The organism is Mesorhizobium sp. C432A (assembly GCF_030323145.1).
Taxonomy (GTDB): Bacteria; Pseudomonadota; Alphaproteobacteria; order Rhizobiales; family Rhizobiaceae; genus Mesorhizobium.
On record NZ_CP100470.1, the window covers coordinates 946,607 to 971,531 of the forward strand.

A 24,925-nucleotide genomic window follows, 5' to 3' on the forward strand; every position below is an offset into this window, starting at 1 on the left:
TGACACATCCCCGTCAGTTGGGATGATTTATTGACTGCCTATCGGGTTGAAAATCAACAAATTCCTCAACGGCACCCCAGCAGGAAGCGACAGGCAACTGACATGAGTTACGCGGAAAATCTCTGGCTGTTCTTTATCCTGCTGTCCGGCATCATCATCGTGCCCGGCATGGACATGCTGTTCGTGCTTGCCAATGCGCTCACCGGCGGCCGCGACCGGGGCCTCGCCGCCACCGGCGGCATCATGGTCGGCGGCATCGTGCACACGCTGAACGGCGCCATCGGCGTCGGCCTGCTGATGCATTTCGTACCGATCCTGTACAAGCCGCTGCTGATAGCCGGCGCCGCCTACATGGCCTTCATCGGCATCTCGCTGATGCGCAGTTCCATCACCGTCGGCCATGACGGGCCCGCCGGCAGCCGTACGGCCTGGAAGGCCTTTCGCCAGGGACTGGTGACCTGCCTGATCAACCCGAAGGCCTATCTCTTCATATTTGCCGTCTATCCGCAGTTCCTGAAGCCGGATTACGGCCCGATCTGGATGCAGGCGACGGTCATGGGCTTGCTGACGGTGGCGACTCAGGCCGCGATCTATGGCGGGCTCGCCATCACCGCCGGCCGCAGCCGCAATCTGCTGGTGGCCAATCCGCGGAAGACCGCGTTTGCGGGCCGGGCGGCCGGACTGCTGCTGTTTGCGGTCTCGGTGTTTACGGCATGGGAAGGGTTGAGGGCAGCGTGATCCCGATCAAGCGATGACGCCGCGTTTCTTCGCCTCGGCGCGGCGCTTGCGGATCACTGTCCCGGTCTTTTCGTCGTCGAGGGCGGCAGCTACCCCGTCCGCGAGACCGATGACGTCATGACCGCCTCACGCCTTCGCCCAAGACGACGAGAAGCTCGTCCAATTGCTCGAACGTCTCGCCCATCGCATCCGCCGCCCCGGTACCGGCCGCGTCGAGAGCCTCCTTCGAGGGATAGAGTTCGTGCATGACCAGCAGCGTATTACCACCCTTTTCCTCGAAGGTCAGCGTGGTGACGGGTCCACCGTCACCACCTTCGTCATTGGTCCAGACAAGGCGTGAGTGCGGTGTCACTTCGATATACCTGCCGAAGAATTCGTGAAGGTCCGAGGCGTCGTGGCCGAACACCAGGCGGTACGTGCCTCCGGTACGAGCATCCATCTCACATGAACGCAGGAACATGCCCATCGACTTCGGCACCCACCACTGCTTGAACAGCTCGGGCTTGGTCCACGCCTCGAACACGATGCGCGCCGGACCGTTGACTGTTCGCGTGACGACCAGCTCGCGCTCGGACTTCCGTTCGACCGTCGTGCGGTTGTTCGTGGGCTCACTCTCGGTTCTTTGGCGCATCGGCTTTCTCCTTCCGTTTCAATTCCTCGACAACCTTGTCCAACTCGTTGAAGCGTGCGTCCCAGAGCAGGCGGTGCCGCTCGATCCAGGCCGCCTCTTCCTCCAGTCCGCGCAGGCCGAGCTTGCAGGTCCGCACGCGGCCAACCTTCTGCGTGGTGACGAGCCCCGCCTGCTCCAGGACGCCGACGTGCTTCTTCATGCCCGTGAGGGTCATGTGGAACTTTCCGGCAAGCTCGGTGATCGAAGCGTCTGCGCGTCCGAGCTGCTCCAGAACGCCACGCCGGGTGGCGTCCGAGAGCGCGGCGAACGAGGAATCCAAGTCGGTATACTGAACCATACGGTTCAGTATTTAGCAGACCGGTTGCCGGGGTGCAAGGGGAGCCGCAGCGTCCTTCCCGCGCATCGCCTCGTATCAGGCGGCGCCCGGCCGGTTCTCCATCATGGCGCGGCGGGCTGAGCGGCGCCATTCTACGGCGCCGGCGAGGCCGTGCAGCACAGTCTCTGTGGTCGCCCAGTCGATGCAGCCATCTGTGATGCTCTGGCCATAGACGAGCGGCTTGCCTGATACCACGTCCTGCCGGCCGGCGACGAGATTGCTCTCGATCATGACGCCGATGATACGCTCGTCCCCTGCTGCCACCTGGCCGGCGACATCGGCCGCCACCTTCGGCTGGTTCTCCGGCTTCTTGCTCGAGTTGGCGTGGCTGACATCGATCATCAGACGGGGGGCGACGCCGATGCGGGCAAGTTCGACCGAGGCCGCCTCGACGCTCGCCGCATCGTAATTCGGCTGAACGCCGCCGCGCAGGATGACGTGGCAGTCCTCATTGCCGGTAGTAGTCGCAATGCCGCTGCGTCCGCCCTTGGTCACCGCCATGAAATGATGCGGCTGGGCGGCGGATTTCACCGCCTCGGCGGCGATCCTGAGATTGCCGTCGGTGCCGTTCTTGAAGCCGACCGGGCAGGACAGGCCGGAAGCCAGTTCGCGGTGGATCTGGCTCTCGGTGGTGCGCGCGCCGATGGCGCCCCAGGCGACGAGGTCGGCAATGTATTGCGGCGTCGTCATGTCGAGAAATTCGGTGGCCGAGGGCAGGCCGAGATTGTTGACCGCCGACAGCACGTTGCGCGCCATCCGCAGCCCCTTGTCGATGTTGAAGCTGCCGTCGAGATCGGGATCGTTGATAAGGCCCTTCCAGCCGACAGTCGTGCGCGGCTTTTCGAAATAGACCCGCATGACGATCTCCAACCGGTCGGACAGGGTCTCGCGCAGCGCCACTAGCCGGCTGGCATAGTCAACGGCCGCGACCGGGTCGTGGATCGAACACGGGCCAACGATGACAAGCAGCCGGTCGTCGGTGCCGTTCAAGATGGCATGGGTGGCGTTGCGTGATGCGCTCACGGTGCGCGTTGCCGTCAGCGTGCGCGGGATCTCCCGCATCACCTCGTCCGGCGTACTCAATTCTCGGATTTCCTTGACCCGAAGATCGTCTGTGGTGGTCAACACGGCTTTCTGCTCCTGTTTTTAGGAGACCTGCCGGCTGATACAAAAAAGCCGCCAGGTCTGGCGGCTGTTCGGACTTGTTGCTGCAATCTTCAGATCGAGCGCAATCCTCCCGCCGCCAGCGAGCTGCTAAAGTACCAATAGGTGGCGGTCAGGTTGATCATCAGGCTCATATAGTCGATGCCGAGGCGCTTGTCACGTGGGGTATGCGGAGACAATTCGGGATGGGCCGAATCCTCGCGATTTCGTCATCCCTGGGCGGAGCAGGAGCGAAGCTCCGTCGCGGAGACCCTGGGATCCATTCCGTGACCTGGGCCGTGGAGTGCGGCGGAGCAGAATTCTGGACCGTAGCAGCGCTCTGAAGTCGCGGCATGGATCCTCGGGTCTGCGCTGCGTCGCTACGCTCCTTGCTCCGCCCGTGGATGACGAAGTGCCGGCGGTTTCGCCAATCGCCAACACGTATAACGCGGAGCGGCTCATGCCGTCCAGGGATCGAAGAGTTCAAGCCCAAAGCCTTCGAAATCTTTCGTATTGCACGTTGCCAAGGTGAGCTCGTGCGCAATCGCAGTGGCTGCGATCAGGCCGTCCATCGACGACAGACCACGACCGCGGCGCTTCGCAAGACCCATCAGGTCGCCCCAGGCCAAGGCAACCGCATCGTTCACCGGCAAAACCCGCTGTTCGAAGCGCTGGGGCAGGTCCCGGGCAAGCCATTCGGCCAGCGCCTCGCGTTTGCGGCCCTCATCCATCAGAGAGACGCCGCGCCGGATCTCGGCGATCGACACTACGCTGATGAAGGAGCGGTCCTCATCAAGCTCGTCCAGCCAGCCCAGGACACGTGCGTCAGGCGCTAGCCTCGTCACCTCGGACAGGACATTCGTGTCGAGCAGCAGTCTCACGGCGGCAGGTCACGCGGTTCGTCGCGCTGACGTTCAAGCTCGAGATCGGCGCCGCGCAGCGGCGAGTCCAGCAGGAACTCGGCAAGCGTACCCTTGCGTGCGATCTTGCGCTGCCATTCCTCGGCCGAGACGACAACCACGCTTGGTTTGCCGTTCTTGGTGATCGTCTGCGGCGAGGACTGTGCGCGCTCGATGACCTCGGAGAGCCGGGCTTTTGCCCCGGCAACCGTCCAGTTGGGATGACGTTAGCATCGCATGCTCGTGACTAGCCTGACTATCATGACTATGTGGGAATGGCGATGTTGCTGCAACAGGGTTTGAGGCTACTCCGGCGAGGTCCCCGCGACGTTCTGGTCGTAGTCAACCAGCGAGCCGGTCATGACACCGGATTGCGGGCTGGCCATGTAGCTGATCAGCCGCGCCAGTTGGTCGGGCTTCACCAGTTGGCCCATGGGCTGGCCGGCCTCTGCCTTTGCCAGCCAGTCGTCGGAGGCACCGTGCCATTTCTTCTGCACGATGTCCTCGCCCTCGGTGTCCATCCAGCCCGGCAGCACGGCGTTGCAGCGGATGCGGTTGAAACGATAGGCGTTGGCGACGTTCTTGGTCAGCGTCGCCAGCGCGCCCTTGCTGGAGGAATATGGCGCCAGGAAGGACTGGCCGCAATGCGCCGACATCGACAGCACGTTGACGATCGAGCCCGGCGCCTTCTTGTCCAGCAGATGCGCCACCACGCCCTGCATCAGGAAGAAGGGACCACGCACATTGGTGTGGAAAATCTGGTCGAACACCTCTTCCGAAGTTTCGACAAGTGAACCACGCGCGGACGTGGCGGCGGCGTTGACCAGCGCGTTGATGGTGTCGAAATGCGAGATCGCGGTTGCCACCGCGCGCTTGCAGTCCGCCACTTTCGAGACGTCGGCGCTGATGAAGATCGCATCGACGCCGGCCTTCTTGAAGTGGGCGACCGCCTTGTCGCCCTTCTCCTGCGAGCGGCCGATGAGCGCCAGCGCTTTGCAGCCCTCGTCGGCCAGCGCTTCGGCGACGGCAAAGCCGATGCCTTGCGCGCCGCCGGTGACGATGGCGCGCGTCTTCGAATTGCGATCGGCGGATGTGCTCATCGCTCTGCTCCTGTGCCTTGGTTCCGGTTCTTACTTGTCGAGACGGACGGTCTTGCCTGATGTCGCCGACTTCAGCGCGGCATCGGCCAGCTTCAGCGCCACGAGGCCGTCGGCGCCGCTTGGCGATGCCTTCTTGCCCGAGGTTGCAGCAGTGATGAAAGCGGCAATCTCGATGGCGTAGGCGTCGAGATAGCGGGTCATGAAGAAGTCGTGCAGCGGCGGGCGCGTATAGCCCTTCTCATTGGCGACCTCGATCGACACCGGCCGCTGGTTCTCGGCGGCGACCATGCCCTTGGAGCCATGCACCTCGATGCGCTGGTCGTAGCCATAGGTGGCGCGGCGCGAATTGGAGATGACGGCCTGCTTGCCGGACGCGGTTTCGAGGATGACGCTGACAGAGTCGAAATCGCCCGCTTCGCCGATCTTCTCGTCGACCAGAACCGAGGCATGGGCGCTGACCGCGACCACCTCTTCGCCGAGCAGGAAGCGCGCCATGTCGAAATCGTGGATTGTCATGTCGCGAAAGATGCCGCCCGAGCGCTTGATGTAGTCGACGGGCGGCGCACCTGGATCGCGCGAGGTGATGGTGACCATCTCGACCTTGCCGATGGCGCCGTCGTCGATCGCCTTGCGCACGGCGGCGAAATGCGGATCGAAGCGGCGGTTGAAACCGACCATCAGCGTCGCCTTGGCCTTGTCGACCACCGCCAGGCATTTCTCGACGCGCTTGACGTCGAGGTCGATCGGCTTCTCGCAGAAGATCGCCTTGCCGGCCTTGGCGAAACGCTCGATCAGATCGGCATGGGTGTCGGTCGGCGTGCAGATGACCACGGCGTCGACGTCCTTGGCCTTCTCGATCGCGTCGATGGTGCGCACTTCGGCGCCATAGGCGGTTGCCAACTCGGTCGCGGCCTTTTCAAAAGCGTCGGCAACGGCCACCAGTCTGGCCTGCGGGTTGGAGCCGACGGCGCGGGCATGGACCTTGCCGATGCGGCCGGCACCGAGGAGGGCGAAACGAACAGTCATGGGGTATTTCCTCTAGGGGGATGGGTTCGAGAGAGTTGTGTCTCCACCTTCCTTTTGAGAAAGGTGGCAAGATAATTTTTCGAGCACGCCAGAAAACAGGATGACCATCCTGTTCAGGCCGCGAGTTCCGCCTCCCCGGTCTTGGCGCCGGTGATGTAGGAGACGATGTCGTTGCCGTCGGTGTTTTCCTTGCGCAGGTTGGCGACGATGCGGCCGCGCCGGAAGACGACGATGCGATCGCACAGGTCGAACACCTGGCGCATGTTGTGGCTGATCAGGATCAGCGGCTCGCCATTGTCCTTCAGCGTGCGGATGATGTTCTCGACCTGCGCCGTCTCCTGCACGCCAAGGGCTGCCGTCGGCTCGTCCATGATGATCAGCTTGGAGGCGAAGGTCGCGGTCCGGGCGATCGCAACGCACTGGCGCTGGCCGCCCGACATGTGGCGAATGGTGTTCGACAAATTGGGGATTTTCACTGCCGTGCGGATCAGCGCCGCCTCGGTCGCCTTGCGCATGTATTTGCGGTCGAGGATCGAGAACGGCCCGAGATTGAAAAGCACCTTTTCGCGGCCGAGGAACAGGTTCGACGGCACGTCGAGATCGTCGGCCAGCGCCAGGTTCTGGAACACGGTCTCGATGCCCGCCGTGCGCGCTTCGATCGGCCCGGCAAAATTCACTTCCCTGCCGTCGAACCAGATCTGGCCGCTGGTGCGTTGCTCGACGGCGGTGATCTGGCGCACGAAGGTCGATTTGCCGGCGCCATTGTCGCCCATGATGGCGACATGCTCGCCCTTGCGCAGCTCGAAATTCGCGCCTTCCAGCGCGTGCACGCCGCCATAACGCTTGGTCAGGTTTTCGGTCTTCAGGACGATGTCTGTCGTGGAGATATCTGGCATGGTCAAGCCCTCAATGCCCGCATGCGCTGGCGCCATTGGTCGAGAACGACCGCGCCGACGATGATCACGCCCTTGACCATCTCCTGATAGTAGGCGTCGAGGCGCAGGAAGGTGAAGCCGGAAATGATGACGCCGAAGATCAGCGAGCCGATCACGGTGCCGACGATCGAGCCGCGGCCGCCCGACAAAGAGACGCCGCCGATGACCGCCATTGCGATGGCGTCGAGCTCGTACATGACGCCCATGCCGGACTGTGCCGTCAGGTTCTTGGAGGAGAGCACGATGGCGGCCAGCGCGGCGAGGATGCCGGCAATGACGTAGACGAGGATCTTGTGGTTGGCGATCTTGATGCCGGACATGCGCGCGGCATCCTCGTTGGAGCCGATGGCATAGCAATGCTTGCCGTAGCGTGTGTAGGTCATGATCAGCTGGAACAGCACCGCCAGCGACAGGAAGATGATGACCGGCATCAGCCCCTTGCCGATACCAGCGAAACTTTCGGTCGGAAACGAGATCGGCTGACCCTTGGACCACCATTTGGCAATGCCGCGCGCGGTCACCATCATGCCGAGCGTGGCAATGAACGGCGGAATGCGCGTGTATGCAATCAAGGAGCCGTTGACGAGACCGGCGAGCAGACCGCAGCCGATGGCGACTAGTACCGGCACGATGACCGGCAGGTCGGTCCAGCCTTGCGCCAGGAACATCGCCTTGGGGTTGGGGTTACCGTTGACCGTCGCCACCTGGGCAAAACTCATGGCGATCATGGCGGTGGCGCCGACGATCGAGCCCGAGGACAAGTCGATGCCGCCGCAAATGATCACCTGCGTGACGCCGATGGCGATGATGCCGACGATCGACACCTGCAGGATGATGATCTGCAGGCGGGCCTCATTGAAGATCCCGGCGACGTTGTCGCGCGTGTTGAACAGGAAGCTGTCGCCAAGAAAGATGCGGCCGATCATTTCGAAGATGACGACCAGAATGACCAGCGCCAGGAAGACGTTGAATTCGGCCGGCCATGTCCGCCTCTTCGCGTCATAGCTGACCCCGCCGACGCCATGAGATGTCTGTGACATGTCTGTCCTCCGTGAGGCGGCATTTGCCCTCCCGCACGTAAGGGCGGTGAGGGAAACGGGAGCGGCGCGATTGATGCGCCGCTCCGTTAGTCGAACGAGTCGCCGGCTCAGTTCTTCTTCAGGAACTTGTCGATGTTGGCTGGCGTCACGAGTTGGAAGGGCACGTAGACCTTGTGCTCGACCTTCTCGCCCTTGGCGAGCTTCAGCGCTGCGTCCAGAGCGCCGGCGCCCTGGCCGGCCGCATCCTGGAACACGGTGGCATCGAGGTCGCCGGCCTGCATGGCGGCAAGCGCGTCCTGCGTGGCGTCGACACCGCCGACGACGACCGTCTTCATGTCGATGTTGGCGGCCTTCATCGCCTGGATGGCGCCGATGGCGCTTTCGTCATTGTTGGCGATGACGCCGTCGAACGGCTTGCCGGTCGACAGCCAGTTGGTCATCAGGTTCTGCGCTTCGTCGCGGTTCCAGTTCGAAGTCTGCTTGTCGATGATCTTGATGAAGCTGCACTCCGGCGTGGCGATCACCTCTTCGATGTCCTTGGTGCGCTGCACGGCGGCCTGGTTGGAAAGCTCGCCCATGATGACATAGACATTGGCCTCCTTCTTGCCGGCCTCGGTGAACAGGCGGCAGACTTCCTTGGTCTCGAGCGTGCCGGAATCGGCCTCGTTCGACGCGACGAAGGCCTGGTTGTCCGGCAGCGTGTCGACATTGACCGGCTGGCGGTTGACATAGACCAACGGGATCTTGGCGGCTGCGGCGGCGTCCGACATCGCCTGCGTGGCCGAGGTATCGACCGGGTTGACGATGATGGCGTCGACGCCCGAGGCGGCGAAGTTCTTGATCTGGTCGAGCTGCTTGGCGACGTCGTTCTGCGCGTCCTCGACCTGCAGTTCCACGCCGCTCATGCCCTTGGCCTGCTCGATCATGCCGTTGCGCAGCACGGTGAGGAAGTTGTCGTCGAACTTGGCCATCGACACGCCGACCTTGGCGGCAAAAGCGGACGAACTCATCAGCGCCGCAAAGGCGACGCCCAAAATCAGTTTCTTCATTGTGTTTCTCCTCCACATTGGTGTCCGGCTGCACCGATCTACCCGGAATCCCCGATAGCCCGAGGAATCGCTCCCTGATGCCTTCCTGTTCCGTATGGCGTTTTGTCCAAGGGATGGAACGCCAGGCTCCCAGTTTGAAACAGATGTTCCGGAACGAAAGAACCAAAATACCAATCTGATGAAATATTTATTCCATTTTTTCGCAAGACGTCAAGAGCGATTCCTAAGTCGGAAAGCGGATTTTCGGTCGCCGCGCCGCAATTTCACGTCGAATCGAGGCCGACAGCGGCCCAGGCCGAGTCTGAAGGCAGAATCTGATAGATTCTATCATCGCCGGAGAGCCCACGCCGAACGGGTCGGCGCGGCAACGCGTTAGATATTTTCCGGCAGATAGATGTCGAAGGGCAGAAAGGTCTGGCCCGGCGCGTTGGCGGCGCCGGCCTCGATGGAATGCGCCATCAGGTCGACAAGCTCGCGGCACAAGGCGGCGAGCGGCGTCGAGATCACCATTGTCAGGATGTTGTCGGCGAGTGCCGCGCGCGATTCGGCGTTGATCTCGTTGCAGACGACCACCGGCATGTTTGCGGGCTTCGCTGCGCGCAGCGCCGAGACCGCGCCTTCCATGCCGCCGCCGGCGACATAGCAGCCGGCAAGATCCGGATACCGCACCAGGAGATCGATCATCGCATCGTGGGTGACCTGGTTGGCTTCCAGATTGACCAGCGTTTCCATCACCGTGAAGTCCGGCGCATGTTCGCGGAAGAAGGAGCGAAATCCGATCTCGCGCAGTTCATGACCGTGGAAGCGATGACTGCCGACGAAAAGGGCGACCTTGCCGGGGTTCTTTGCCGCCCTGGCGATCATCCAGGCCGCGGTGCGACCGACCTTGCGATTGTCGAGGCCGACATATCCCTCACGGATGCCAGCGGCAAAGTCGGACAGCAGCGAGAAGACAGGTTGCCCCCTCGCTTTCAGCGACTCCACGACCGCCGTCAGCGTCGGATGGTCCGGACCGACAACGGCGATTGCTCTGGATTTCGCTGCCAGCTTGCGCATTTGGGCGGCGATCTCGTCGGCGGCTAGCGAGCTGGCGAAATCGATGGTGGCGACGCCGCGGAAGCGCTGCGATTGCGAGACCGCCATTTCTAGCTCCCTCGCGAAATCGCCGTAAAAAACATCATTGCCCCGCAGCAGCAGAAAGCCGAGGCGGTATTCCGGCAATTCCTGGCGCATGCGCCGCTTGATCAGCCCGGCGGCGTGGTAGCCGATGCCGGTCGCCGCCTCATAGACGCGGCGCGCGGTTTCCTCGCGCACCGGCAGCCGGTTGTTCAGCACCCTGTCGACAGTGGCGACGCTAACGCCGGAGATGCGCGCCAGATCGGTGATGGTTGGCCGTTTTGCCATGACTGTCCCGCATGAGTGCCTGCAACTGCTTACATCGTTCTGATGGAAAATGATAGAAACTATCTTTGTGATATTGAGACTATCACCGCATGGCGCTATTTTGCGCTCGGACACAAGCGCCTGTAATGGACATATCCGTCCTGACGGATGCTGTGGCCGACGGAGGCAGCCCCTATGGAAGCGACACTATCCACACCACCGTCCCGGCGCGACTACAGCCTGATGGGCCGCGATTCCAAGCTCGCCGTCGAGACCGGGCTGGCGGCGGCCGAGTGGTATCACACTGATATTCCGCGCAAGCAGATGAAGGAGCTGATGCAGCGCTCCGACGGGCCGGCGATCCGCGACACCGCGATCTGGCTGGCCGCGCTGATCCTGAGTGCCGCCGGCGGCGCCTGGTTCTGGGGCAGCTGGTGGTGCGTGCCGTTCTTCTTCGTCTATGGCGTGCTCTACGGCTCCTCCACCGACTCACGCTGGCACGAATGCGGCCACGGCACCGCCTTCCGCACCCAGTGGATGAACGACGCGGTTTACCAGATCGCCTGCTTCATGATCATGCGCAATCCGGTGACCTGGCGCTGGAGCCACACCCGCCACCACACCGACACCATCATCGTCGGCCGCGACCCGGAAATCTCCGTCATGCGGCCGCCGGATCTGTTCCGGGTCGCGCTTGGCTTTATCGGCGTGCTGGATGCCTGGCATGCGATGTCGGACATGCTGCGCAATGCCGCCGGCAATATCAGCGCGGCGGAAAAGACTTTTATCCCCGAACAGGAGCAGCCTAAGGCCATTCGCATCGCCCGCATCTGGACGGCGATCTATGCCGTGACGATCGCGCTGGCGCTTTATTTCGGTTCATGGCTGCCGCTGATGCTGGTCGGGCTGCCCCGGCTCTACGGCGCCTGGCATCATGTCATGGTCGGCCTGCTGCAGCATGGCGGGCTGGCGGAAAATGTCATCGACCACCGGCTGAACAGCCGCACCGTCTACATGAACCCGGTCAGCCGCTTCATCTACTGGAACATGAACTATCACGTCGAACACCACATGTTCCCGATGGTGCCCTATCATGCGCTGCCTAAACTGCATGCGCTTATCAAGCACGATCTGCCGGCGCCGACGCCGTCGATCCTGGCCGGCTACCGCGAGATGATCCCGGCCTTTTTGCGCCAGCTGCGCAACGAGGACTATTTCCTCAAGCGCGAACTGCCGCCAACGGCGCGGCCCTATCGCGAGGAACTCCACAACGACGCCGTCGCCGCCGCGGCGGAATGATCGCGCGATTAAGCTTTTGTTTTGTCGCAACTCCGAACGGAAAACCGCAACGCACTTTTCCTGGAATTGCTTTTGGGAGGAACACATGAGCGACTGGATCGAGGCCTGCGCCGCCGGCGACATCGACGAAGAAGATGTGATGCGCTTCGACCATGGCGGCCGCACCTTCGCCATCTATCGCAGCCCTGACGACGATTATTTCGCCACCGATGGCCTGTGCACGCACGAAAAGGTGCATCTGGCCGACGGGCTGGTGATGGACGACATCATCGAGTGCCCCAAGCACAATGGCCGCTTCAATTACAAGACGGGGGCGGCACGGGGCGCGCCGGTTTGCGTCAATCTCGCCACCTATCCGGTAAAGGTCGAGGCCGGCAAAGTGCTGATCCAGATCGGATAGGACCATGCAGGCGGGAATGGTCATCATTGGCGCCGGCGAGTGCGGCGGGCGGGCAGCGCTGACACTGCGCGAGCTGGGCTATGACGGGCCGGTGACGCTGGTGGGTGACGAACCCCATCTGCCCTATGAGCGGCCGCCCCTGTCCAAGGACGCAATGACGAGCGACGCGGCCGAGATCAAGACGATCGCCAGCGACGAAATTCTGGCCGAGAAATCGATCCGGCATATCCATTCCGTTCAAGCGGTGGCGATCGACCGCCCGGCGCATATGGTGCGGCTGTCGGACGGTTCGGCCCTGCCCTACGACAAGCTGCTGCTGGCGACCGGCTCGACACCGCGCAAGCTGCCGATGCCGGGATTGGGTCCGCGCTGCGTCTACCTCCGCACCTTTGCCGACGCGCTGGCCATTCGTGCCCACCTCAGCCCGGCAAACCGCATCGCCATCATTGGTGGTGGCTTTATCGGCCTGGAGCTCGCCGCTTCGGCGCGCAAGCTCGGGGCCAGCGTCACGGTCATTGAGGCGCAGCCGCGCATCCTCATGCGCGGGGTGCCGGCGGAGATCGCTGAAATCATCCATCAGGCGCATGAGGCCGAAGGCGTGACCGTGCTCACCGGTCAGGGCATCGCTGATATCGCCGACGACGGCGCTGAGGTGCACATCATGCTCGCCGATGGGCAGGACATCGTCGCCGATCTCGCCGTCATCGGCATCGGCGCCGTGCCGGTGACCGGGCTTGCCGCGGAAGCGGGCCTGACCGTCGATAACGGCATCGCCGTCAATGGCGAACTCCAAACAATCGATCCCGACATCTTCGCCGCCGGCGATTGCTGCTCGTTTCCGCTCGCTGTCTATGCTGGCCGGCGGGTGCGGCTGGAAGCCTGGCGCAATGCGCAGGAACAGGGTGCGCTGGCCGCGAAGAACATGTTGGGCGCCCGCGAAGCGCATGCCGCGGTGCCATGGTTCTGGTCGGATCAGTATGGTTTGTCGCTGCAGATCGCCGGCCTTTCGGACGAGGGCAAAAGCACGGTCCGCCGCGATCTCGGCGACGGTGCTTTTATTCTGTTTCATCTGGCCGAGGATGGCAGGCTGGTGGCGGCGAGCGGCCTCGGTACGGGCAATGCCGTGGCGCGCGACATCAGGCTGGCCGAGATGCTGATCGCCAAGCGGGCTAGGCCGGCGCCGGAGGCGTTGGGGTCGCCGGATGTGAAGCTGAAGTCGTTGCTGGCAGCGTGAAGGACTGACTTACCCTCCCCTTGTGGGGAGGGTCGCTGCGAAGCAGCGGGGTGGGGTGCGGCACCGGCCCCCACCCCGACCTGCGGTCCGACCTCCCCACAAAGGGGGAGGTAGACGGCTGAGCTAAGCCCGCTAAAACAGCGCCTTCAGCTCGTCCAGCTTGTCGTTGACCAGCCAGCCGTAATAATTCTCTTCCGGCAGTTTGACCGTCTCACCCGCCGCGCGGCGCTTGTCGTTCTCTGCTTTCAGCGCATAGGCGCGCTGCTCGGGATTGCCGACATTGTAGAGCGTGGCGGTCAGCCCCGGATTGCCTGAGATGTCGAAGCCGGCAATGTTTTTGTAGGCGTCGATCGACTTCCTGATCGTCGCTGCGACGTAGGGCAATGTCAGATCCGGATCCATGATGGTCTTGTAGACCCCATTGGGATCGCCGACATCGAGTTCGGGCAGCCCCGACACCTTGTGCACCAGATCGCTCATCTGCAGCGCGGTCAGCGGGTTGAGCTGGCCGAGGCCAAAGGTCTGGCCGGCATAATAGGGCTGGAAGAAGGTGGCGCCGAAGCGGTCGTTGGGAAAGCTGGTGCCGTCGACGGTCTTGCCGCGGAAGGAGCGGTTCCACACCTGCTCGCGGCATTCCCACAGGTCGTAGCTGTCCGACATTGTGCACTTCTTGAATTCCGGCCGCTGCACGAAATCGGTGATGTCCTCGCCGTCATAGGCGAAGGACAGCTTGCTGGAGAGGTAGGAGATCGCCTTGACGTAGTAGGTCTGCAGCCGGTCGTAGGCATCGACATTGTAGGTGTGCTCGCCGACGATGGCGCCGACGATGTGCAAGGGGTTGATGCCGTAACCGGCAGCCGCCTTCCTGATCTTGGCGCGCAATTCGGCGTCGTTCTGCAACAGAGCGTAGACCTTGCGGTATTTGGCCTGGAAGGTGGTGTTGGTCGCCTGGGTGCGGCGGCTGGAGGCGCCCGGTATGTCAGGCTGCACGACATTGCGGTTGCCCGCCGGCACCAATGTCGCCGCGTCAGCCGCGAACAGCGTCGCCGCCAGCGTCAAGCCGAGAATGAGCAGGATCAGTTTTTTCATGCGCCGCCGCCTAGAGAATTGCCGCGCAAACTAGGTAAAGCTCCCGGTCGAGTCGAGAGCGCCCTTGCAGCCGGCAAGACGAAAGATGGCCGCATGATACCATCCGGCCACACACGATGATGTTTGCCGGAAACTGTTGCCTAAGCATCGGCCCAAAAATCGAAACCGATTTTTGGAAAGTCCGATGCGTCGATTCAATACTGTTAGAGCGACCTTTGCGCGTCCAAAGGACGCGCGGCGCTCTAATACCGGCGCCGGATGAACCGGCGCCCTCGTTTAAAGGATGAATCGCGACAAATCTGTGTTTCGCGAGAGGTCGCCGACATGCTTTTCCACATAGGCGGCATCGATGGCGACGCTGGTGCCGTTGCGGTCGGGCGCGTCGTAGGAGATCTCGTCCAGCACGCGCTCCATCACCGTCTGCAGGCGTCTCGCTCCGATGTTTTCGACGCTGGCGTTGAGGTCGACAGCGATGCCGGCCAGCGAATCGATGGCATCGTCGGTGAAGGTGAGGTCGACGCCTTCGGTCTTCATCAGCGCGATATACTGCTTGATGAGGCTGGCCTCGGTCTCGGTGAGGATGCGAATGAAATCGTCCTTCTCCAGCGCCCGCAACTCGACACGGATCGGCAGGCGGCCCTGCAATTCCGGCAACAGGTCGGACGGCTTGGAGACATGGAAGGCGCCCGAGGCGATGAACAGTATGTGGTCGGTCTTCAACGGTCCGTATTTGGTCGCCACCGTCGTGCCTTCGATCAGCGGCAGCAGGTCGCGCTGCACGCCTTCGCGCGAGACGCCGGCGCCCATGCCGCCTTCGCGCGAGGCGATCTTGTCGATCTCGTCGAGGAAGACGATGCCGTCATTTTCGGTCGCGTCGAGCGCCCGGCGCACCACCTCGTCTTGGTCGAGCAGCTTGTCGGACTCGTCGTTGACCAACAGCGCGTAGGACTCCTTGACCGTCGTCTTGCGCGCCTTGGTCTTCTTGCCACCCATCGCCTTCGACAGCATGTCGTTGATGTTGAGCACGCCGATATTAGCGCCCGGCATGCCGGGGATCTCGAAGCCGGGCATGCCGCCGGTGCCGGTGTCGGCAACCTCGATCTCGATCTCCTTTTCGTCGAGCTCGCCGTCGCGCAGCTTCTTGCGGAAGGAATCGCGGGTCGCCGGGCTCGCCGTCTTGCCGACCAGGGCTTCCAGCACGCGCTCCTCGGCATTGAGGTGCGCGCGCGCCTTCACGTCCTCGCGCATCTTCTCGCGCACCAGGCCGATGGCGATCTCGACCAGGTCGCGGATGATCTGCTCGACATCGCGGCCGACATAGCCGACTTCGGTGAACTTGGTGGCCTCGACCTTGACGAAGGGCGCACCGGCGAGTCGCGCCAGGCGGCGCGAGATCTCGGTCTTGCCGACGCCGGTCGGGCCGATCATCAGGATGTTCTTCGGCATCACCTCTTCGCGCATCTGGCCTTCCAGCTGCTGGCGGCGCCAGCGGTTGCGCAAGGCAATGGCCACGGCGCGCTTGGCGTCCTTCTGGCCGATGATGAAGCGGTCGAGTTCCGAAACGATTTCACGGGGAGAGAAGGTGGTCATATCACTAGATTCCACTTTGCCACTGCTTGATGGACTCGAACGGATGCAGCAGCATGATCACGTTGAGCGTCAGATTGTCCCGGATGAGGTAGCCGACACCCAGTTCGAAGATGAGGGCGAGGCCGACGATGCTCCATATAGGTAGCTTTCGCGCCATCACAAATCCCAGCACCATGGCCAGCGTGTCGGACACCGAATTGATGATCGAGTCGCCATAGTAATCCAGCGAGATGGTGCCGGCGCGGTAGCGCTCGATGATGAACGGGCTGTTTTCCAGGAGTTCCCAGCCGCCCTCGATGACGACGGCGAATGCCAGGCGCAGACCGATTGGCGAGCGCGGGAACAGGAACCAGGCCAAGGCGTAGAACAGGAAGCCGTGGATGATGTGCGAGAACGTGTACCAGTCGGAAATATGCTGGGAATTCTCCGAACTGTTCACCACACCGTGCCAGAGTTTGACGTAACCGCAGGTGCAGATCGGCGTGCGGCCCATGCCGTAAAGCGCGCCGGCCTGGAAGATGAGCAGAGCGAGCACGAGCAGAAGCCCCATCCGCCAGCTGTCTTCATAGGCCGAGTAATTTTTGGCAGTGCCCGGTGTCGCCATCAACTCATTCCCCTTCTTCCGCGTCGCTCTCTTCGGCATCGACGGCCATCAGCACGACGTCCCCATATCTAGAGTGTCTGCGATCGATAGCCCTGAAGCCCGCCTTTTCATAGGCGCGGATGGCGCGGCCATTGTCGGGATGCGGATCGATGATGACGCGCGGCGCGCCTTCCTCGAACAGTTGCTCGACGAATTGCCTGACGATAGCCGAGCCATGACCTTTGCCAACCAGGTCCGGCACGCCGATCGACAGGTCGATGCCGAGCGTGCCGAACGGCTGGTCGGCATAGGGATGGCCGTCCTCCAGATGCGGATCGTAGCTCTGCAGATAGGCGATCGGCCTGCCCTCGAGCTCGACGATCAGCGGCTCGACCGAAATCGAGTCGATGTTCTCCCTGATACCGGCAATTTCCGTCTCGGGGTCGTCCCACCATTCGGCGACATGCGGCTCGGCCAGCCAGCCGGCGATCATCGGCAGGTCTTTTTCGGTAACCGGTCGAAAATCATAGAGCACCGGCGGGTTAGCCGGCATCGAGCGTTTCGACAACAAAGTTGTTGTTGGTGTAGACGCAAATGTCGGAGGCGATCTGCATCGCCTTGCGGGCGATCTCCTCGGCATCCTTGTCGCTATCCATCAGCGCGCGGGCAGCGGCCAGCGCATAGTTGCCGCCGGAACCGATGGCCATGACGCCGAATTCGGGCTCCAGCACGTCGCCGGTGCCGGTGAGCGCCAGCGAAACCGACTTGTCGGCCACCAGCATCATCGCTTCCAGCCGGCGCAGATAACGGTCGGTGCGCCAGTCCTTGGCGAGCTCGACGCAGGCGCGCGTCAACTGGTCCGGATATTGTTCGAGCTTGGCTTCGAGCCGCTCCAGAAGGGTGAAAGCGTCCGCCGTGGCGCCGGCGAAACCGGCAATGACATTGCCGCCTTTGCCGATGCGGCGCACCTTTTTGGCGTTGCCTTTCATGATGGTCTGGCCAAGGCTGACCTGGCCGTCGCCGGCGATCACCACCTTGTTGCCCTTGCGCACCGTCACAATGGTCGTGGCGTGCATACTCAGTTCATTGGACATCTGCTGCTCCGATTCGCGCGATCCCGATGAGGCGATTGGCGCGGGATTTCGATCGGCCATATGTATGCATGGGGCTAACGATTGCAAACCGCCTCCGCCACGGCCGATAGCGATCCGCATCGCAACTGGCTATCGCCGGATCATGCTGCTAGAAGGCTTTCGTTTTCAAGCAAATGAGCGCCTGGAGGCATTGTCTTTTCGTTTCGCCCCGGTCAGTTGCCAAAAGTGTCGTATGCCCAAAGACAAGGACAAGGTCATGGCGTCCCGTTCCGCCGAAGTCAGCCGCAAGACCAAGGAAACCGAGATCAGCGTCTCGGTCGATGTCGACGGCACCGGAAAATCCGACATGTCGAGCGGCGTCGGCTTCTTCGACCACATGCTGAACCAGCTGTCGCGCCACTCGCTGATCGACATGACGGTAAAGGCCAAGGGCGACCTGCACATTGACGACCACCACACGGTCGAGGACACCGGCATTGCGATCGGCCAGGCGCTGGCCAAGGCGCTGGGCGAGCGGCGCGGCATCATGCGCTATGCCTCTGTCGACCTTGCCATGGACGAGACGCTGACGCGGGCCGCGATCGACGTGTCGGGCCGTCCGTTCCTGGTCTGGAATGTCGCCTTCTCGTCGCCCAAGATCGGCACGTTCGACACCGAACTGGTGCGTGAATTCTTCCAGGCGCTGGCGCAGAATGCCGGTATCACGCTGCATGTCACCAATCATTATGGCGCCAACAATCACCATATTGCCGAGACCTGCTTCAAGGCGGTGGCGCGCGCGCTGCGTTTCGCACTGGAGCGCGACCCGCGCCAGCCGGAAGCGGTTCCCTCCACCAAGGGATCTCTGAAAGGGTAGGCTGATGGCCATCTATGTCGTGATGGAACCGCCAGGCCGCACCGAGGCGGCCGACGCAACGATTTTGGTCCGCGACGGTTTTTCCTGGCTGGCTTTCCTGGTGGCGCCGCTGTGGCTCGCCTGGCACCGGCTTTGGATCGAGGCGGGGCTCGCTTTCGTCGCCATGGGCCTGCTTTCGCTGCTTGGCGAAAGACTGGGGCTGGATTGGGCTGGCTCGGCGCTGTCGCTGCTGGTGTCGCTCTATATCGGGCTGGAAGGCCAAGGGTTGCGGCTCGCAGCGCTGCGCCGCGGCGGCTGGCATGAATGGGGCGTCGTCGAAGCCGACAATCCTGACGATGCCGACATCCGCCAGTCACTGGACGCCGAGGCCCTTGCCGATGAGCCGGCGCCGCTGCCGCGCATCGTGCCGGACGCCAGCCTGGCCCGGCCGGCGCAGACCGGGCTGACGCTGGGCCTGAGCCATACGCCGGGAAAAGCCTGAGATGCGGGTCGCGATCATCGATTACGGGTCGGGCAATCTGCGCTCGGCCACCAAGGCCTTCGAGCGCGCCGCGCATGAAGCCGGCATTGCGGCTGCCATCGAGCTGACCGCCGATGCCGAGCGTGTGCGCAGCGCCGACCGCATCGTTTTGCCCGGCGTCGGCGCCTATGCCGATTGCGCGGCGGGCCTGCGCGGCGTCGCCGGCATGTGGGAAGCGGTGGAAGAGGTAGCGATCGCCAAGGCGCGGCCGTTCCTCGGCATCTGCGTCGGCATGCAGCTGATGTCGCAGCGCGGCCTGGAAAAGACCGTGACCAAGGGCTTCGGCTGGATTGCCGGCGACGTCAAGGAGATCACGCCCGCCGATCCGGCGCTGAAGATCCCGCAGATCGGCTGGAACACGATCGACCTCGACCGCAAGCACCCGCTGTTTTCCGGTATTGCGACCGGGCCCAAGGGTCTGCACGCCTATTTCGTTCATTCCTACCATCTCGACGCGACAAGGCCGGACGAAGTGCTGGCCGTTGCCGATTATGGCGGCCCGGTAACGGCGGCGGTCGAGCGCGGCAACCTTGCCGGCACGCAATTCCATCCGGAAAAGAGCCAGGCGCTCGGCCTGGCACTGATCACCAACTTCCTGCGCTGGAGGCCTTGAGATGAGCAAGAAGGGCTACTGGATGGCGATGGTCGATGTGACCGATCCGGAAAACTATCCGAAATACATCGCCGCCAACAAAGCGGCGTTCGACAAATACGGCGCGAAATTCCTGACGCGAGGCGGTCAGTCGTCAAGCCCGGAAGGGCCATCCGGCAATCGCCATGTGATCGTCGAGTTCGAAAGCTACGAGGTCGCGCTGGCTTGCTTCCATTCCCCCGAATACCAGGCAGCGCTGAAATTCCGGCGCGCTTGTTCGACCTCGCATTTCGCCATTGTGGAAGGGGTCTGAACGGTGATCCTGTTTCCGGCCATCGACCTCAAGGACGGCAAGTGCGTGCGGCTGAAGCACGGCGATATGGCGACCGCGACCATCTACAATGACGACCCTGCGGCCCAGGCCAAGGCCTTCGAAGAGCAAGGGTTTGAATGGCTGCATGTCGTCGACCTCAACGGCGCCTTCAAGGGCCAGAGCGTCAACAGCGCGGCGGTCGGCGCCATCCTCAAGGCGACGAAAAACCCGGTGCAGCTCGGCGGCGGCATCCGCACGCTGGCGCAGATCGAGGACTGGCTCGACCGCGGGCTGGCCCGCGTCATCCTCGGCACGGTGGCGGTGCGCGATCCCGACCTGGTCCGGGAAGCCTGCAAGGAATTTCCTGGAAAGATCGCCGTGGGCATCGACGCCAAGGGCGGCAAGGTGGCGGTCGAAGGCTGGGCCGAGGCCTCCAGCCTCGGCGTCATCGAACTGGCGCGGAAATTCGAAGGCGCCGGCGTTGCCGCCATCATCTACACCGATATCGACCGCGACGGCGTTCTGACCGGCATCAACTGGGATGCCACGATAGATCTCGCCGACGCGGTCTCGATCCCGGTCATCGCCTCGGGCGGGCTGGCTTCGATCGCCGACATCGTGCGCATGACCATGCCCGACGCGAAGAAACTGGAAGGCGCCATCTCCGGTCGCGCGCTCTATGACGGGCGCATCGATCCGGCCGAGGCGCTGGCGGTGCTGCAGCGCAAGGCGATGGAGACCCGGCCGTGAAAATCTCCATCATCCTGGCCTCCTATGACAGCGGCCACTATCACGGCGGCATGGGCCGAGGCCCGGATGCACTCATCGCCGGCGGGCTTGTCGACGCGCTGACGCTCTCCGGGCATGACGTCGTCGTCACCGATATCGGCAGGGTTGGCGACGAACAGCAGCGCGAGATCGCCACCGGCTTTGCCGTGTGCGGTGCCGTCTCCGGCGAGGTCCGCATCGCCATAGACCGCGGCCGGTTTCCCATCGTGCTGGCCGGCAATTGCCTGACATCGGCCGGTGCGGTTGCCGGCGAGGATGCCGATGCGATCATCTGGGCCGACCAGCATGGCGATCTCAACACGCCGGAGACGTCCATCTTCGGCTTTCTCGACGGCATGGCGCTGGCCACGGTTCTCGGCCTGTGCTGGAAGCCGATGGCCTCGGCCATCCCCGGCTTCAGGCCGATCGATCCGGCGCGCTGCGTGCTGGTCAACGCGCGCGATCTCGATCCGGCCGAAATGGAGCTGTTGAAGACGTTGCCGGTCATCCGCACCGAATGCCCGGACTGGGCGACGGCGAGCGGCAGGCTGAAGGCGCCGGATGCGAAGCGGGTGCACCTGCATCTCGATCTCGACGTGCACGACCCCGGTGCGCTGCAGGCCAACCGCTACACCACGCCCGGCGGCCCGGAGCCGAAACAGCTGCGCCAGGCTGTCTGCGGCATGGCCGGCCTGCTGCCGATTTCCGGCATCACCATTTCCGCCTACGATCCGGCGTTCGATGCGCAGGCCGAGGTTCCGCCGCTGGTCGGCGAACTGCTAAGCGAGTTGCTGGCGACGATGGAGAAGGGCTGATGCTGAAGGCCCGAATCATCCCTTGCCTCGACGTCAAGAACGGCCGTGTCGTCAAGGGCGTCAATTTCGTCGACCTCATCGATGCCGGTGATCCGGTCGAGGCGGCCAAAGCCTATGACGCGGCCGGCGCAGACGAGCTTTGCTTTCTCGATATCACCGCGTCGTCCGACAACCGTGAAACCATCTTCGACGTCGTCGCCCGCACCGCCGAACAATGCTTCATGCCGCTGACCGTCGGCGGCGGCGTGCGCCAGGTCGCCGATATCCGTAAACTGTTGCTGGCCGGCGCCGACAAGGTGTCGATCAACACTGCGGCGGTGAAGAACCCCGATTTCGTCGCCGAAGCCGCCGACAAGTTCGGCAACCAGTGTATTGTCGTGGCCATCGACGCTAAGAAGGTGTCGGCGCCGAAAGAGCCCGGCCGCTGGGAGATCTTCACCCACGGTGGCCGCGAAAAGACCGGCATCGATGCGGTCGAGTTCGCGCGAAAAATGGTCGATCGCGGCGCTGGCGAGATCCTGCTGACCTCAATGGACCGCGACGGCACCAAGGCCGGTTACGACATTGCGCTGACCCGCGCGATAGCGGATGCGGTGCGCGCGCCGGTGATCGCGTCGGGCGGCGTCGGCACGCTCGATCATCTGGTCGAGGGCATTCGCGACGGCCATGCCGGCGCCGTGCTCGCCGCCTCGATCTTCCATTTCGGCACTTACACGATTGCGGAAGCCAAGGCGCATATGGCCGCGGCCGGGCTACCGATGCGGCTGGACTACCCGGTTCAATCCACTCCACAAAGGCAGTAGGCTGCGCCATGGCTGAATTTTCGCTGTCCGATCTGGAAACAATCATTGGCGAACGCGCCCGTTCCGGCGACCCGGACTCGTGGACGGCAAAACTGTTCGCCAAAGGCATCGACAAGGCGGCGCAGAAGCTTGGTGAAGAGGCAGTCGAGACCGTCATTGCCGCCGTCAAGGGCGACGAGAAAGCCCTCGTTTCCGAAAGTGCCGATCTCATATATCATTGGCTCGTCGTGCTTGGCATGGCCGGCGTTTCGCTGGGCGAGGTGCTGAAGGAGCTTGAGGGCCGCACCGGCCGTTCGGGCGTCACTGAAAAGGCATCCCGGCCTAAAGGCTGACCGCTAGAGCCGGATGATTTCGGGCCGAGGCCTTAAATCTGAATCCGTCTCTCAATTGATAGAGGGAGCATGATGTCGCCCGAAAACCGCTTCACACTTTTCGGCCTCATGCTCTAGAGGGCAGGAAACTCGATGGACCAGCTCGCTCCGACCGAGAAATATTCCCCCTATCGTTTCTTCTCGGCCGAGCAATGGTCGAACTTCCGCGCCGACACGCCGATGACGCTGGGCGAAGACGAGATCAACCGTCTGCGCTCGTTGAACGATCCGGTCGACCTGGAAGAAGTCAAGCGCATCTATCTGTCGCTCTCGCGGCTGCTTTCGGCGCATGTCGAGGCCAGCCAGCTGCTGTTTCGCCAGCGCCAGGCCTTCTTCAACGCGCTGGATGTGGTCAAGACACCGTTCATCATCGGCATTGCCGGTTCGGTTGCGGTCGGCAAATCGACCACGGCGCGCGTGCTGAAGGAGCTTCTGGCGCGCTGGCCGTCGAGCCCCAAGGTCGATCTCATCACTACCGACGGGTTCCTGCTGCCCAACAAGGTGTTGCGACGCGACAATCTGATGGAGCGCAAGGGCTTTCCCGACAGCTACGATGTCGGTGCGCTGCTGCGTTTCCTCTCGGGCATCAAGTCGGCCCAGCGCAATGTCCGCGCGCCCGTCTATTCGCATTTGACCTATAACGTCATCCCCGGCGAGTTCGTCACCATCGACCGGCCCGACATTCTGATCTTCGAAGGCATCAACGTTCTGCAACCCGGCAAATTGCCGAAGGACGGCAAGATAGTGCCGTTCCTGTCGGATTTCTTCGATTTCGCCATTTATATCGACGCCGACGAAAAGCTGATCCACCAATGGTACATCGCCCGCTTCATGCGCCTGCGCGAGACGGCCTTCCGCAATCCGGACTCCTTCTTCCACCGCTATTCGCAGCTTTCGGAAGACGCCGCGCGTGCCATTGCGGAAGGCTTGTGGGCCAACATCAACCTGAAAAACCTGCGCGAGAACATCGTGCCGACACGAGCGCGCGCCGACCTCATCCTGCGCAAGGGCGCCAATCATCTGGTCGAGGAAGTGGCGCTCAGGAAACTGTGACGGCCGCCTCCGGGCGGCTGCCGCCAGCCGCCGATTGCCGGGCCGGGCCTGGCATCAGGATTTCGCCGTCGGGTACCAGCTTGCGGACGGCCGCACATAGGGCGATCGTGAGCGCGACCGCCGCATAACCATCGATCGCATAGTGCCAACCAAGATAGACCGAACTCGCGACTATGAAGGCGACATACAGAAATGCGATGGCGCCCAACCGCTGGTCGTACTCCCAGGTATACACCGCATTCAGGGTGATCAAGGCGACATGAACGCTTGGAAATGCCGATATTCCCGACGCGAGTCCAGTCACACCCTCGGTCTGGAGCGTCCACAGATACTGCTGGTACACGGCGGCGGAACTCGCCGACGGGCTTTGCGCAAGAAACGAAAGCTGTTCACCGAAGCGTGGCACATCGCCGGTGACATAGCCGTAGAACGCCGGTCCGGCCGACATGAACAGCCCGGCCAGGATGTTTCCGACGACTACCCACACCACCATGAAGGACAGCACATAGCGTCTCTTCAGATGCGTGGTGCGTGGTGACGTGACCATGAAAAACAGCATGCTGTAGCAAATGATGAACCACAGCATGTCGTAGTTCCATCCGACGGATTCCCGTACCCAGTCATGCTTGCCGATAACGTAGAGCCATCGCCACGGATCAGTGCCGAAATGCAGATAGGCATCGATATCTGCCAAGGCGCGATCATAGGGGAAACCTTTCCACAGGACGGACATGCCGTTCTTGACCGAGGTGAAGGTGCTTTGGAAAATCATGATGCCCATCAACAGACATATGCCGGAAAAGAGAACCGCCATCCGCTCGGCTGAGAACATCTTGCCCGCAGCAAATTTCCGCCGACGCTCAAATCGATGCAAAAGCCAGCCGGTTTCCAGGAGAAGCGATACCGCCGGCAGCACGAAACCGAAAACCATAAGCCATATCGGCACGTAGGTCTGGTATGCGGTGCGATGGAGCGCGCCGACCCAAGCCAGAAACCCCAGCCCCGTTGCAGTGTAGATGCCAATGAACAGGTAGAGCGATGCATCCGAGCGGGCGATCGAAACCGTGCGCCATGCGGCATTTCGAATGTAGCGCCAAATCACTTCGGATTCGATTTCGAGCATGGTATCCACACCGGGAATGATGACGTTTTGGCGCAGACTAGCGGCCGAAACCTTAAATTCCGTTAGGGACTTTTATTCGCAAGGTCAGTGGTTCAGTAAGTG

The 24,925-nt window shown here is 62.6% G+C and carries 30 protein-coding genes and 1 pseudogene; 13 read left to right on the top strand and 18 right to left on the bottom strand.

Annotation, left to right across the window (positions count from 1 at the left end):
• Positions 1-102: 102 nt before the first annotated feature.
• Positions 103-738, top strand: coding sequence for a LysE family translocator (locus NLY33_RS04325; RefSeq protein ID WP_023703748.1), 636 nt, complete (start codon positions 103-105; stop codon positions 736-738).
• 115 nt (positions 739-853) lie between these two features.
• Here the strand turns inward: NLY33_RS04325 and NLY33_RS04330 are convergent, their stop codons facing one another.
• The 12 genes and pseudogenes from NLY33_RS04330 to NLY33_RS04385 all read right to left on the bottom strand — a co-directional run bounded on the left by NLY33_RS04330 (position 854) and on the right by NLY33_RS04385 (position 10,341).
• Positions 854-1,369 (bottom strand): SRPBCC domain-containing protein, encoded by a 516-nt coding sequence (locus tag NLY33_RS04330; protein ID WP_023703749.1) that lies wholly within the window; start codon positions 1,367-1,369, stop codon positions 854-856.
• Complete coding sequence (locus NLY33_RS04335) at positions 1,347-1,706, bottom strand: ArsR/SmtB family transcription factor (protein ID WP_023672338.1); 360 nt, start codon at positions 1,704-1,706, stop codon at positions 1,347-1,349. Before NLY33_RS04335 ends, NLY33_RS04330 begins: the two co-directional genes overlap by 23 nt.
• Before the next feature lie 75 nt (positions 1,707-1,781).
• The gene (locus NLY33_RS04340; RefSeq protein ID WP_023695981.1) at positions 1,782-2,873 is read right to left on the bottom strand and encodes a 3-deoxy-7-phosphoheptulonate synthase; all 1,092 of its coding nucleotides are present in this window, start codon (positions 2,871-2,873) and stop codon (positions 1,782-1,784) included.
• 89 nt (positions 2,874-2,962) lie between these two features.
• Positions 2,963-3,088: a hypothetical protein gene (locus NLY33_RS04345; protein WP_280790683.1), complete on the bottom strand. Its 126-nt coding sequence runs from the start codon at positions 3,086-3,088 to the stop codon at positions 2,963-2,965.
• 258 nt (positions 3,089-3,346) lie between these two features.
• Positions 3,347-3,769 (bottom strand): type II toxin-antitoxin system VapC family toxin, encoded by a 423-nt coding sequence (locus tag NLY33_RS04350; RefSeq protein ID WP_023703750.1) that lies wholly within the window; start codon positions 3,767-3,769, stop codon positions 3,347-3,349.
• Positions 3,766-4,005: pseudogene (locus tag NLY33_RS04355) on the bottom strand (type II toxin-antitoxin system Phd/YefM family antitoxin); the annotation flags it as partial. The gene NLY33_RS04350 and the pseudogene NLY33_RS04355, both read right to left, overlap by 4 nt.
• 87 nt (positions 4,006-4,092) lie before the next feature.
• Positions 4,093-4,887 (bottom strand): SDR family oxidoreductase, encoded by a 795-nt coding sequence (locus tag NLY33_RS04360; protein WP_023703751.1) that lies wholly within the window; start codon positions 4,885-4,887, stop codon positions 4,093-4,095.
• 30 nt (positions 4,888-4,917) lie between these two features.
• Positions 4,918-5,913: an inositol 2-dehydrogenase gene (iolG, locus tag NLY33_RS04365; RefSeq protein WP_023703752.1), complete on the bottom strand. Its 996-nt coding sequence runs from the start codon at positions 5,911-5,913 to the stop codon at positions 4,918-4,920.
• Between the two features lie 113 nt (positions 5,914-6,026).
• Positions 6,027-6,809, bottom strand: a complete 783-nt coding sequence (locus NLY33_RS04370) for an ATP-binding cassette domain-containing protein (RefSeq protein WP_027049093.1) — start codon at positions 6,807-6,809, stop codon at positions 6,027-6,029.
• 2 nt (positions 6,810-6,811) lie between these two features.
• Entirely contained in the window at positions 6,812-7,888 is a 1,077-nt protein-coding gene (locus NLY33_RS04375) for an ABC transporter permease (protein ID WP_023703753.1), read from the bottom strand.
• A 107-nt stretch (positions 7,889-7,995) separates the two neighbouring features.
• Positions 7,996-8,937: a sugar ABC transporter substrate-binding protein gene (locus NLY33_RS04380; protein ID WP_023684065.1), complete on the bottom strand. Its 942-nt coding sequence runs from the start codon at positions 8,935-8,937 to the stop codon at positions 7,996-7,998.
• Positions 8,938-9,309: 372 nt separating this feature from the next.
• Complete coding sequence (locus NLY33_RS04385) at positions 9,310-10,341, bottom strand: LacI family DNA-binding transcriptional regulator (protein WP_023684066.1); 1,032 nt, start codon at positions 10,339-10,341, stop codon at positions 9,310-9,312.
• Between the two features lie 174 nt (positions 10,342-10,515).
• Here NLY33_RS04385 and NLY33_RS04390 point away from each other — a divergent pair, with 174 nt between their 5' ends.
• The 3 genes from NLY33_RS04390 to NLY33_RS04400 all read left to right on the top strand — a co-directional run bounded on the left by NLY33_RS04390 (position 10,516) and on the right by NLY33_RS04400 (position 13,253).
• A complete protein-coding gene (locus tag NLY33_RS04390; protein WP_023752325.1) occupies positions 10,516-11,619 on the top strand; it encodes a fatty acid desaturase family protein in 1,104 nt (367 codons plus the stop codon).
• Between the two features lie 85 nt (positions 11,620-11,704).
• Positions 11,705-12,019: a MocE family 2Fe-2S type ferredoxin gene (locus tag NLY33_RS04395; RefSeq protein ID WP_023672328.1), complete on the top strand. Its 315-nt coding sequence runs from the start codon at positions 11,705-11,707 to the stop codon at positions 12,017-12,019.
• A gap of 4 nt (positions 12,020-12,023) precedes the next feature.
• Entirely contained in the window at positions 12,024-13,253 is a 1,230-nt protein-coding gene (locus NLY33_RS04400) for an NAD(P)/FAD-dependent oxidoreductase (RefSeq protein ID WP_031196408.1), read from the top strand.
• A 132-nt stretch (positions 13,254-13,385) separates the two neighbouring features.
• Here the strand turns inward: NLY33_RS04400 and NLY33_RS04405 are convergent, their stop codons facing one another.
• From NLY33_RS04405 to hslV, 5 genes are all read right to left on the bottom strand, one after another.
• Positions 13,386-14,342, bottom strand: coding sequence for a DUF1402 family protein (locus NLY33_RS04405; RefSeq protein WP_023703755.1), 957 nt, complete (start codon positions 14,340-14,342; stop codon positions 13,386-13,388).
• A gap of 276 nt (positions 14,343-14,618) precedes the next feature.
• Positions 14,619-15,932, bottom strand: coding sequence for an ATP-dependent protease ATPase subunit HslU (hslU, locus tag NLY33_RS04410; RefSeq protein WP_023703756.1), 1,314 nt, complete (start codon positions 15,930-15,932; stop codon positions 14,619-14,621).
• Positions 15,933-15,936: 4 nt separating this feature from the next.
• Positions 15,937-16,536: a DUF2585 domain-containing protein gene (locus tag NLY33_RS04415; RefSeq protein ID WP_023695986.1), complete on the bottom strand. Its 600-nt coding sequence runs from the start codon at positions 16,534-16,536 to the stop codon at positions 15,937-15,939.
• Between the two features lie 4 nt (positions 16,537-16,540).
• Positions 16,541-17,068 (bottom strand): GNAT family N-acetyltransferase, encoded by a 528-nt coding sequence (locus NLY33_RS04420; RefSeq protein ID WP_023703757.1) that lies wholly within the window; start codon positions 17,066-17,068, stop codon positions 16,541-16,543.
• Positions 17,058-17,609: an ATP-dependent protease subunit HslV gene (gene hslV, locus NLY33_RS04425; protein WP_023672322.1), complete on the bottom strand. Its 552-nt coding sequence runs from the start codon at positions 17,607-17,609 to the stop codon at positions 17,058-17,060. Before hslV ends, NLY33_RS04420 begins: the two co-directional genes overlap by 11 nt.
• Before the next feature lie 256 nt (positions 17,610-17,865).
• Here hslV and hisB point away from each other — a divergent pair, with 256 nt between their 5' ends.
• From hisB to coaA, 9 genes are all read left to right on the top strand, one after another.
• Positions 17,866-18,465 (top strand): imidazoleglycerol-phosphate dehydratase HisB, encoded by a 600-nt coding sequence (gene hisB, locus NLY33_RS04430; protein ID WP_023724184.1) that lies wholly within the window; start codon positions 17,866-17,868, stop codon positions 18,463-18,465.
• A gap of 4 nt (positions 18,466-18,469) precedes the next feature.
• Positions 18,470-18,946, top strand: coding sequence for a DUF2628 domain-containing protein (locus NLY33_RS04435; RefSeq protein ID WP_023703758.1), 477 nt, complete (start codon positions 18,470-18,472; stop codon positions 18,944-18,946).
• A 1-nt stretch (position 18,947) separates the two neighbouring features.
• On the top strand, positions 18,948-19,598 hold the full coding sequence (gene hisH, locus NLY33_RS04440) for an imidazole glycerol phosphate synthase subunit HisH (RefSeq protein ID WP_023703759.1): 651 nt from the start codon (positions 18,948-18,950) through the stop codon (positions 19,596-19,598).
• A gap of 1 nt (position 19,599) precedes the next feature.
• Positions 19,600-19,890, top strand: a complete 291-nt coding sequence (locus NLY33_RS04445) for a DUF1330 domain-containing protein (RefSeq protein ID WP_023703760.1) — start codon at positions 19,600-19,602, stop codon at positions 19,888-19,890.
• A 3-nt stretch (positions 19,891-19,893) separates the two neighbouring features.
• On the top strand, positions 19,894-20,640 hold the full coding sequence (gene hisA, locus NLY33_RS04450) for a 1-(5-phosphoribosyl)-5-[(5-phosphoribosylamino)methylideneamino]imidazole-4-carboxamide isomerase (protein ID WP_023703761.1): 747 nt from the start codon (positions 19,894-19,896) through the stop codon (positions 20,638-20,640).
• The gene (locus tag NLY33_RS04455; RefSeq protein ID WP_023703762.1) at positions 20,637-21,473 is read left to right on the top strand and encodes an arginase family protein; all 837 of its coding nucleotides are present in this window, start codon (positions 20,637-20,639) and stop codon (positions 21,471-21,473) included. The genes hisA and NLY33_RS04455 overlap by 4 nt, the downstream gene beginning before the upstream one ends.
• A complete protein-coding gene (gene hisF / locus NLY33_RS04460; RefSeq protein ID WP_023703763.1) occupies positions 21,470-22,276 on the top strand; it encodes an imidazole glycerol phosphate synthase subunit HisF in 807 nt (268 codons plus the stop codon). The genes NLY33_RS04455 and hisF overlap by 4 nt, the downstream gene beginning before the upstream one ends.
• Before the next feature lie 8 nt (positions 22,277-22,284).
• On the top strand, positions 22,285-22,608 hold the full coding sequence (locus NLY33_RS04465; RefSeq protein ID WP_023681408.1) for a phosphoribosyl-ATP diphosphatase: 324 nt from the start codon (positions 22,285-22,287) through the stop codon (positions 22,606-22,608).
• Between the two features lie 132 nt (positions 22,609-22,740).
• Positions 22,741-23,700 carry a type I pantothenate kinase gene (gene coaA, locus NLY33_RS04470; protein ID WP_023703764.1) on the top strand — a complete coding sequence of 320 codons (960 nt, stop codon included), beginning with the start codon at positions 22,741-22,743 and terminating at the stop codon, positions 23,698-23,700.
• Here the strand turns inward: coaA and NLY33_RS04475 are convergent.
• Positions 23,687-24,823, bottom strand: coding sequence for a phosphatase PAP2 family protein (locus NLY33_RS04475; RefSeq protein ID WP_023681407.1), 1,137 nt, complete (start codon positions 24,821-24,823; stop codon positions 23,687-23,689). The genes coaA and NLY33_RS04475 overlap by 14 nt on opposite strands.
• Positions 24,824-24,925: the final 102 nt, after the last annotated feature.

Coding starts and splice junctions, on each gene's coding strand:
- NLY33_RS04325 (WP_023703748.1), top strand. CDS start 103: ATGAGTTACGCGGAAAATCTCTGGCTGTTCTTTATCCTGCTGTCCGGC.
- NLY33_RS04330 (WP_023703749.1), bottom strand. CDS start 1,369: ATGCGCCAAAGAACCGAGAGTGAGCCCACGAACAACCGCACGACGGTC.
- NLY33_RS04335 (WP_023672338.1), bottom strand. CDS start 1,706: ATGGTTCAGTATACCGACTTGGATTCCTCGTTCGCCGCGCTCTCGGAC.
- NLY33_RS04360 (WP_023703751.1), bottom strand. CDS start 4,887: ATGAGCACATCCGCCGATCGCAATTCGAAGACGCGCGCCATCGTCACC.
- iolG (WP_023703752.1), bottom strand. CDS start 5,913: ATGACTGTTCGTTTCGCCCTCCTCGGTGCCGGCCGCATCGGCAAGGTC.
- NLY33_RS04370 (WP_027049093.1), bottom strand. CDS start 6,809: ATGCCAGATATCTCCACGACAGACATCGTCCTGAAGACCGAAAACCTG.
- NLY33_RS04375 (WP_023703753.1), bottom strand. CDS start 7,888: ATGTCACAGACATCTCATGGCGTCGGCGGGGTCAGCTATGACGCGAAG.
- NLY33_RS04380 (WP_023684065.1), bottom strand. CDS start 8,937: ATGAAGAAACTGATTTTGGGCGTCGCCTTTGCGGCGCTGATGAGTTCG.
- NLY33_RS04385 (WP_023684066.1), bottom strand. CDS start 10,341: ATGGCAAAACGGCCAACCATCACCGATCTGGCGCGCATCTCCGGCGTT.
- NLY33_RS04390 (WP_023752325.1), top strand. CDS start 10,516: ATGGAAGCGACACTATCCACACCACCGTCCCGGCGCGACTACAGCCTG.
- NLY33_RS04395 (WP_023672328.1), top strand. CDS start 11,705: ATGAGCGACTGGATCGAGGCCTGCGCCGCCGGCGACATCGACGAAGAA.
- NLY33_RS04400 (WP_031196408.1), top strand. CDS start 12,024: ATGCAGGCGGGAATGGTCATCATTGGCGCCGGCGAGTGCGGCGGGCGG.
- NLY33_RS04405 (WP_023703755.1), bottom strand. CDS start 14,342: ATGAAAAAACTGATCCTGCTCATTCTCGGCTTGACGCTGGCGGCGACG.
- hslU (WP_023703756.1), bottom strand. CDS start 15,932: ATGACCACCTTCTCTCCCCGTGAAATCGTTTCGGAACTCGACCGCTTC.
- NLY33_RS04415 (WP_023695986.1), bottom strand. CDS start 16,536: ATGGCGACACCGGGCACTGCCAAAAATTACTCGGCCTATGAAGACAGC.
- NLY33_RS04420 (WP_023703757.1), bottom strand. CDS start 17,068: ATGCCGGCTAACCCGCCGGTGCTCTATGATTTTCGACCGGTTACCGAA.
- hslV (WP_023672322.1), bottom strand. CDS start 17,609: ATGTCCAATGAACTGAGTATGCACGCCACGACCATTGTGACGGTGCGC.
- hisB (WP_023724184.1), top strand. CDS start 17,866: ATGGCGTCCCGTTCCGCCGAAGTCAGCCGCAAGACCAAGGAAACCGAG.
- NLY33_RS04435 (WP_023703758.1), top strand. CDS start 18,470: ATGGCCATCTATGTCGTGATGGAACCGCCAGGCCGCACCGAGGCGGCC.
- hisH (WP_023703759.1), top strand. CDS start 18,948: ATGCGGGTCGCGATCATCGATTACGGGTCGGGCAATCTGCGCTCGGCC.
- NLY33_RS04445 (WP_023703760.1), top strand. CDS start 19,600: ATGAGCAAGAAGGGCTACTGGATGGCGATGGTCGATGTGACCGATCCG.
- NLY33_RS04465 (WP_023681408.1), top strand. CDS start 22,285: ATGGCTGAATTTTCGCTGTCCGATCTGGAAACAATCATTGGCGAACGC.
- coaA (WP_023703764.1), top strand. CDS start 22,741: ATGGACCAGCTCGCTCCGACCGAGAAATATTCCCCCTATCGTTTCTTC.
- NLY33_RS04475 (WP_023681407.1), bottom strand. CDS start 24,823: ATGCTCGAAATCGAATCCGAAGTGATTTGGCGCTACATTCGAAATGCC.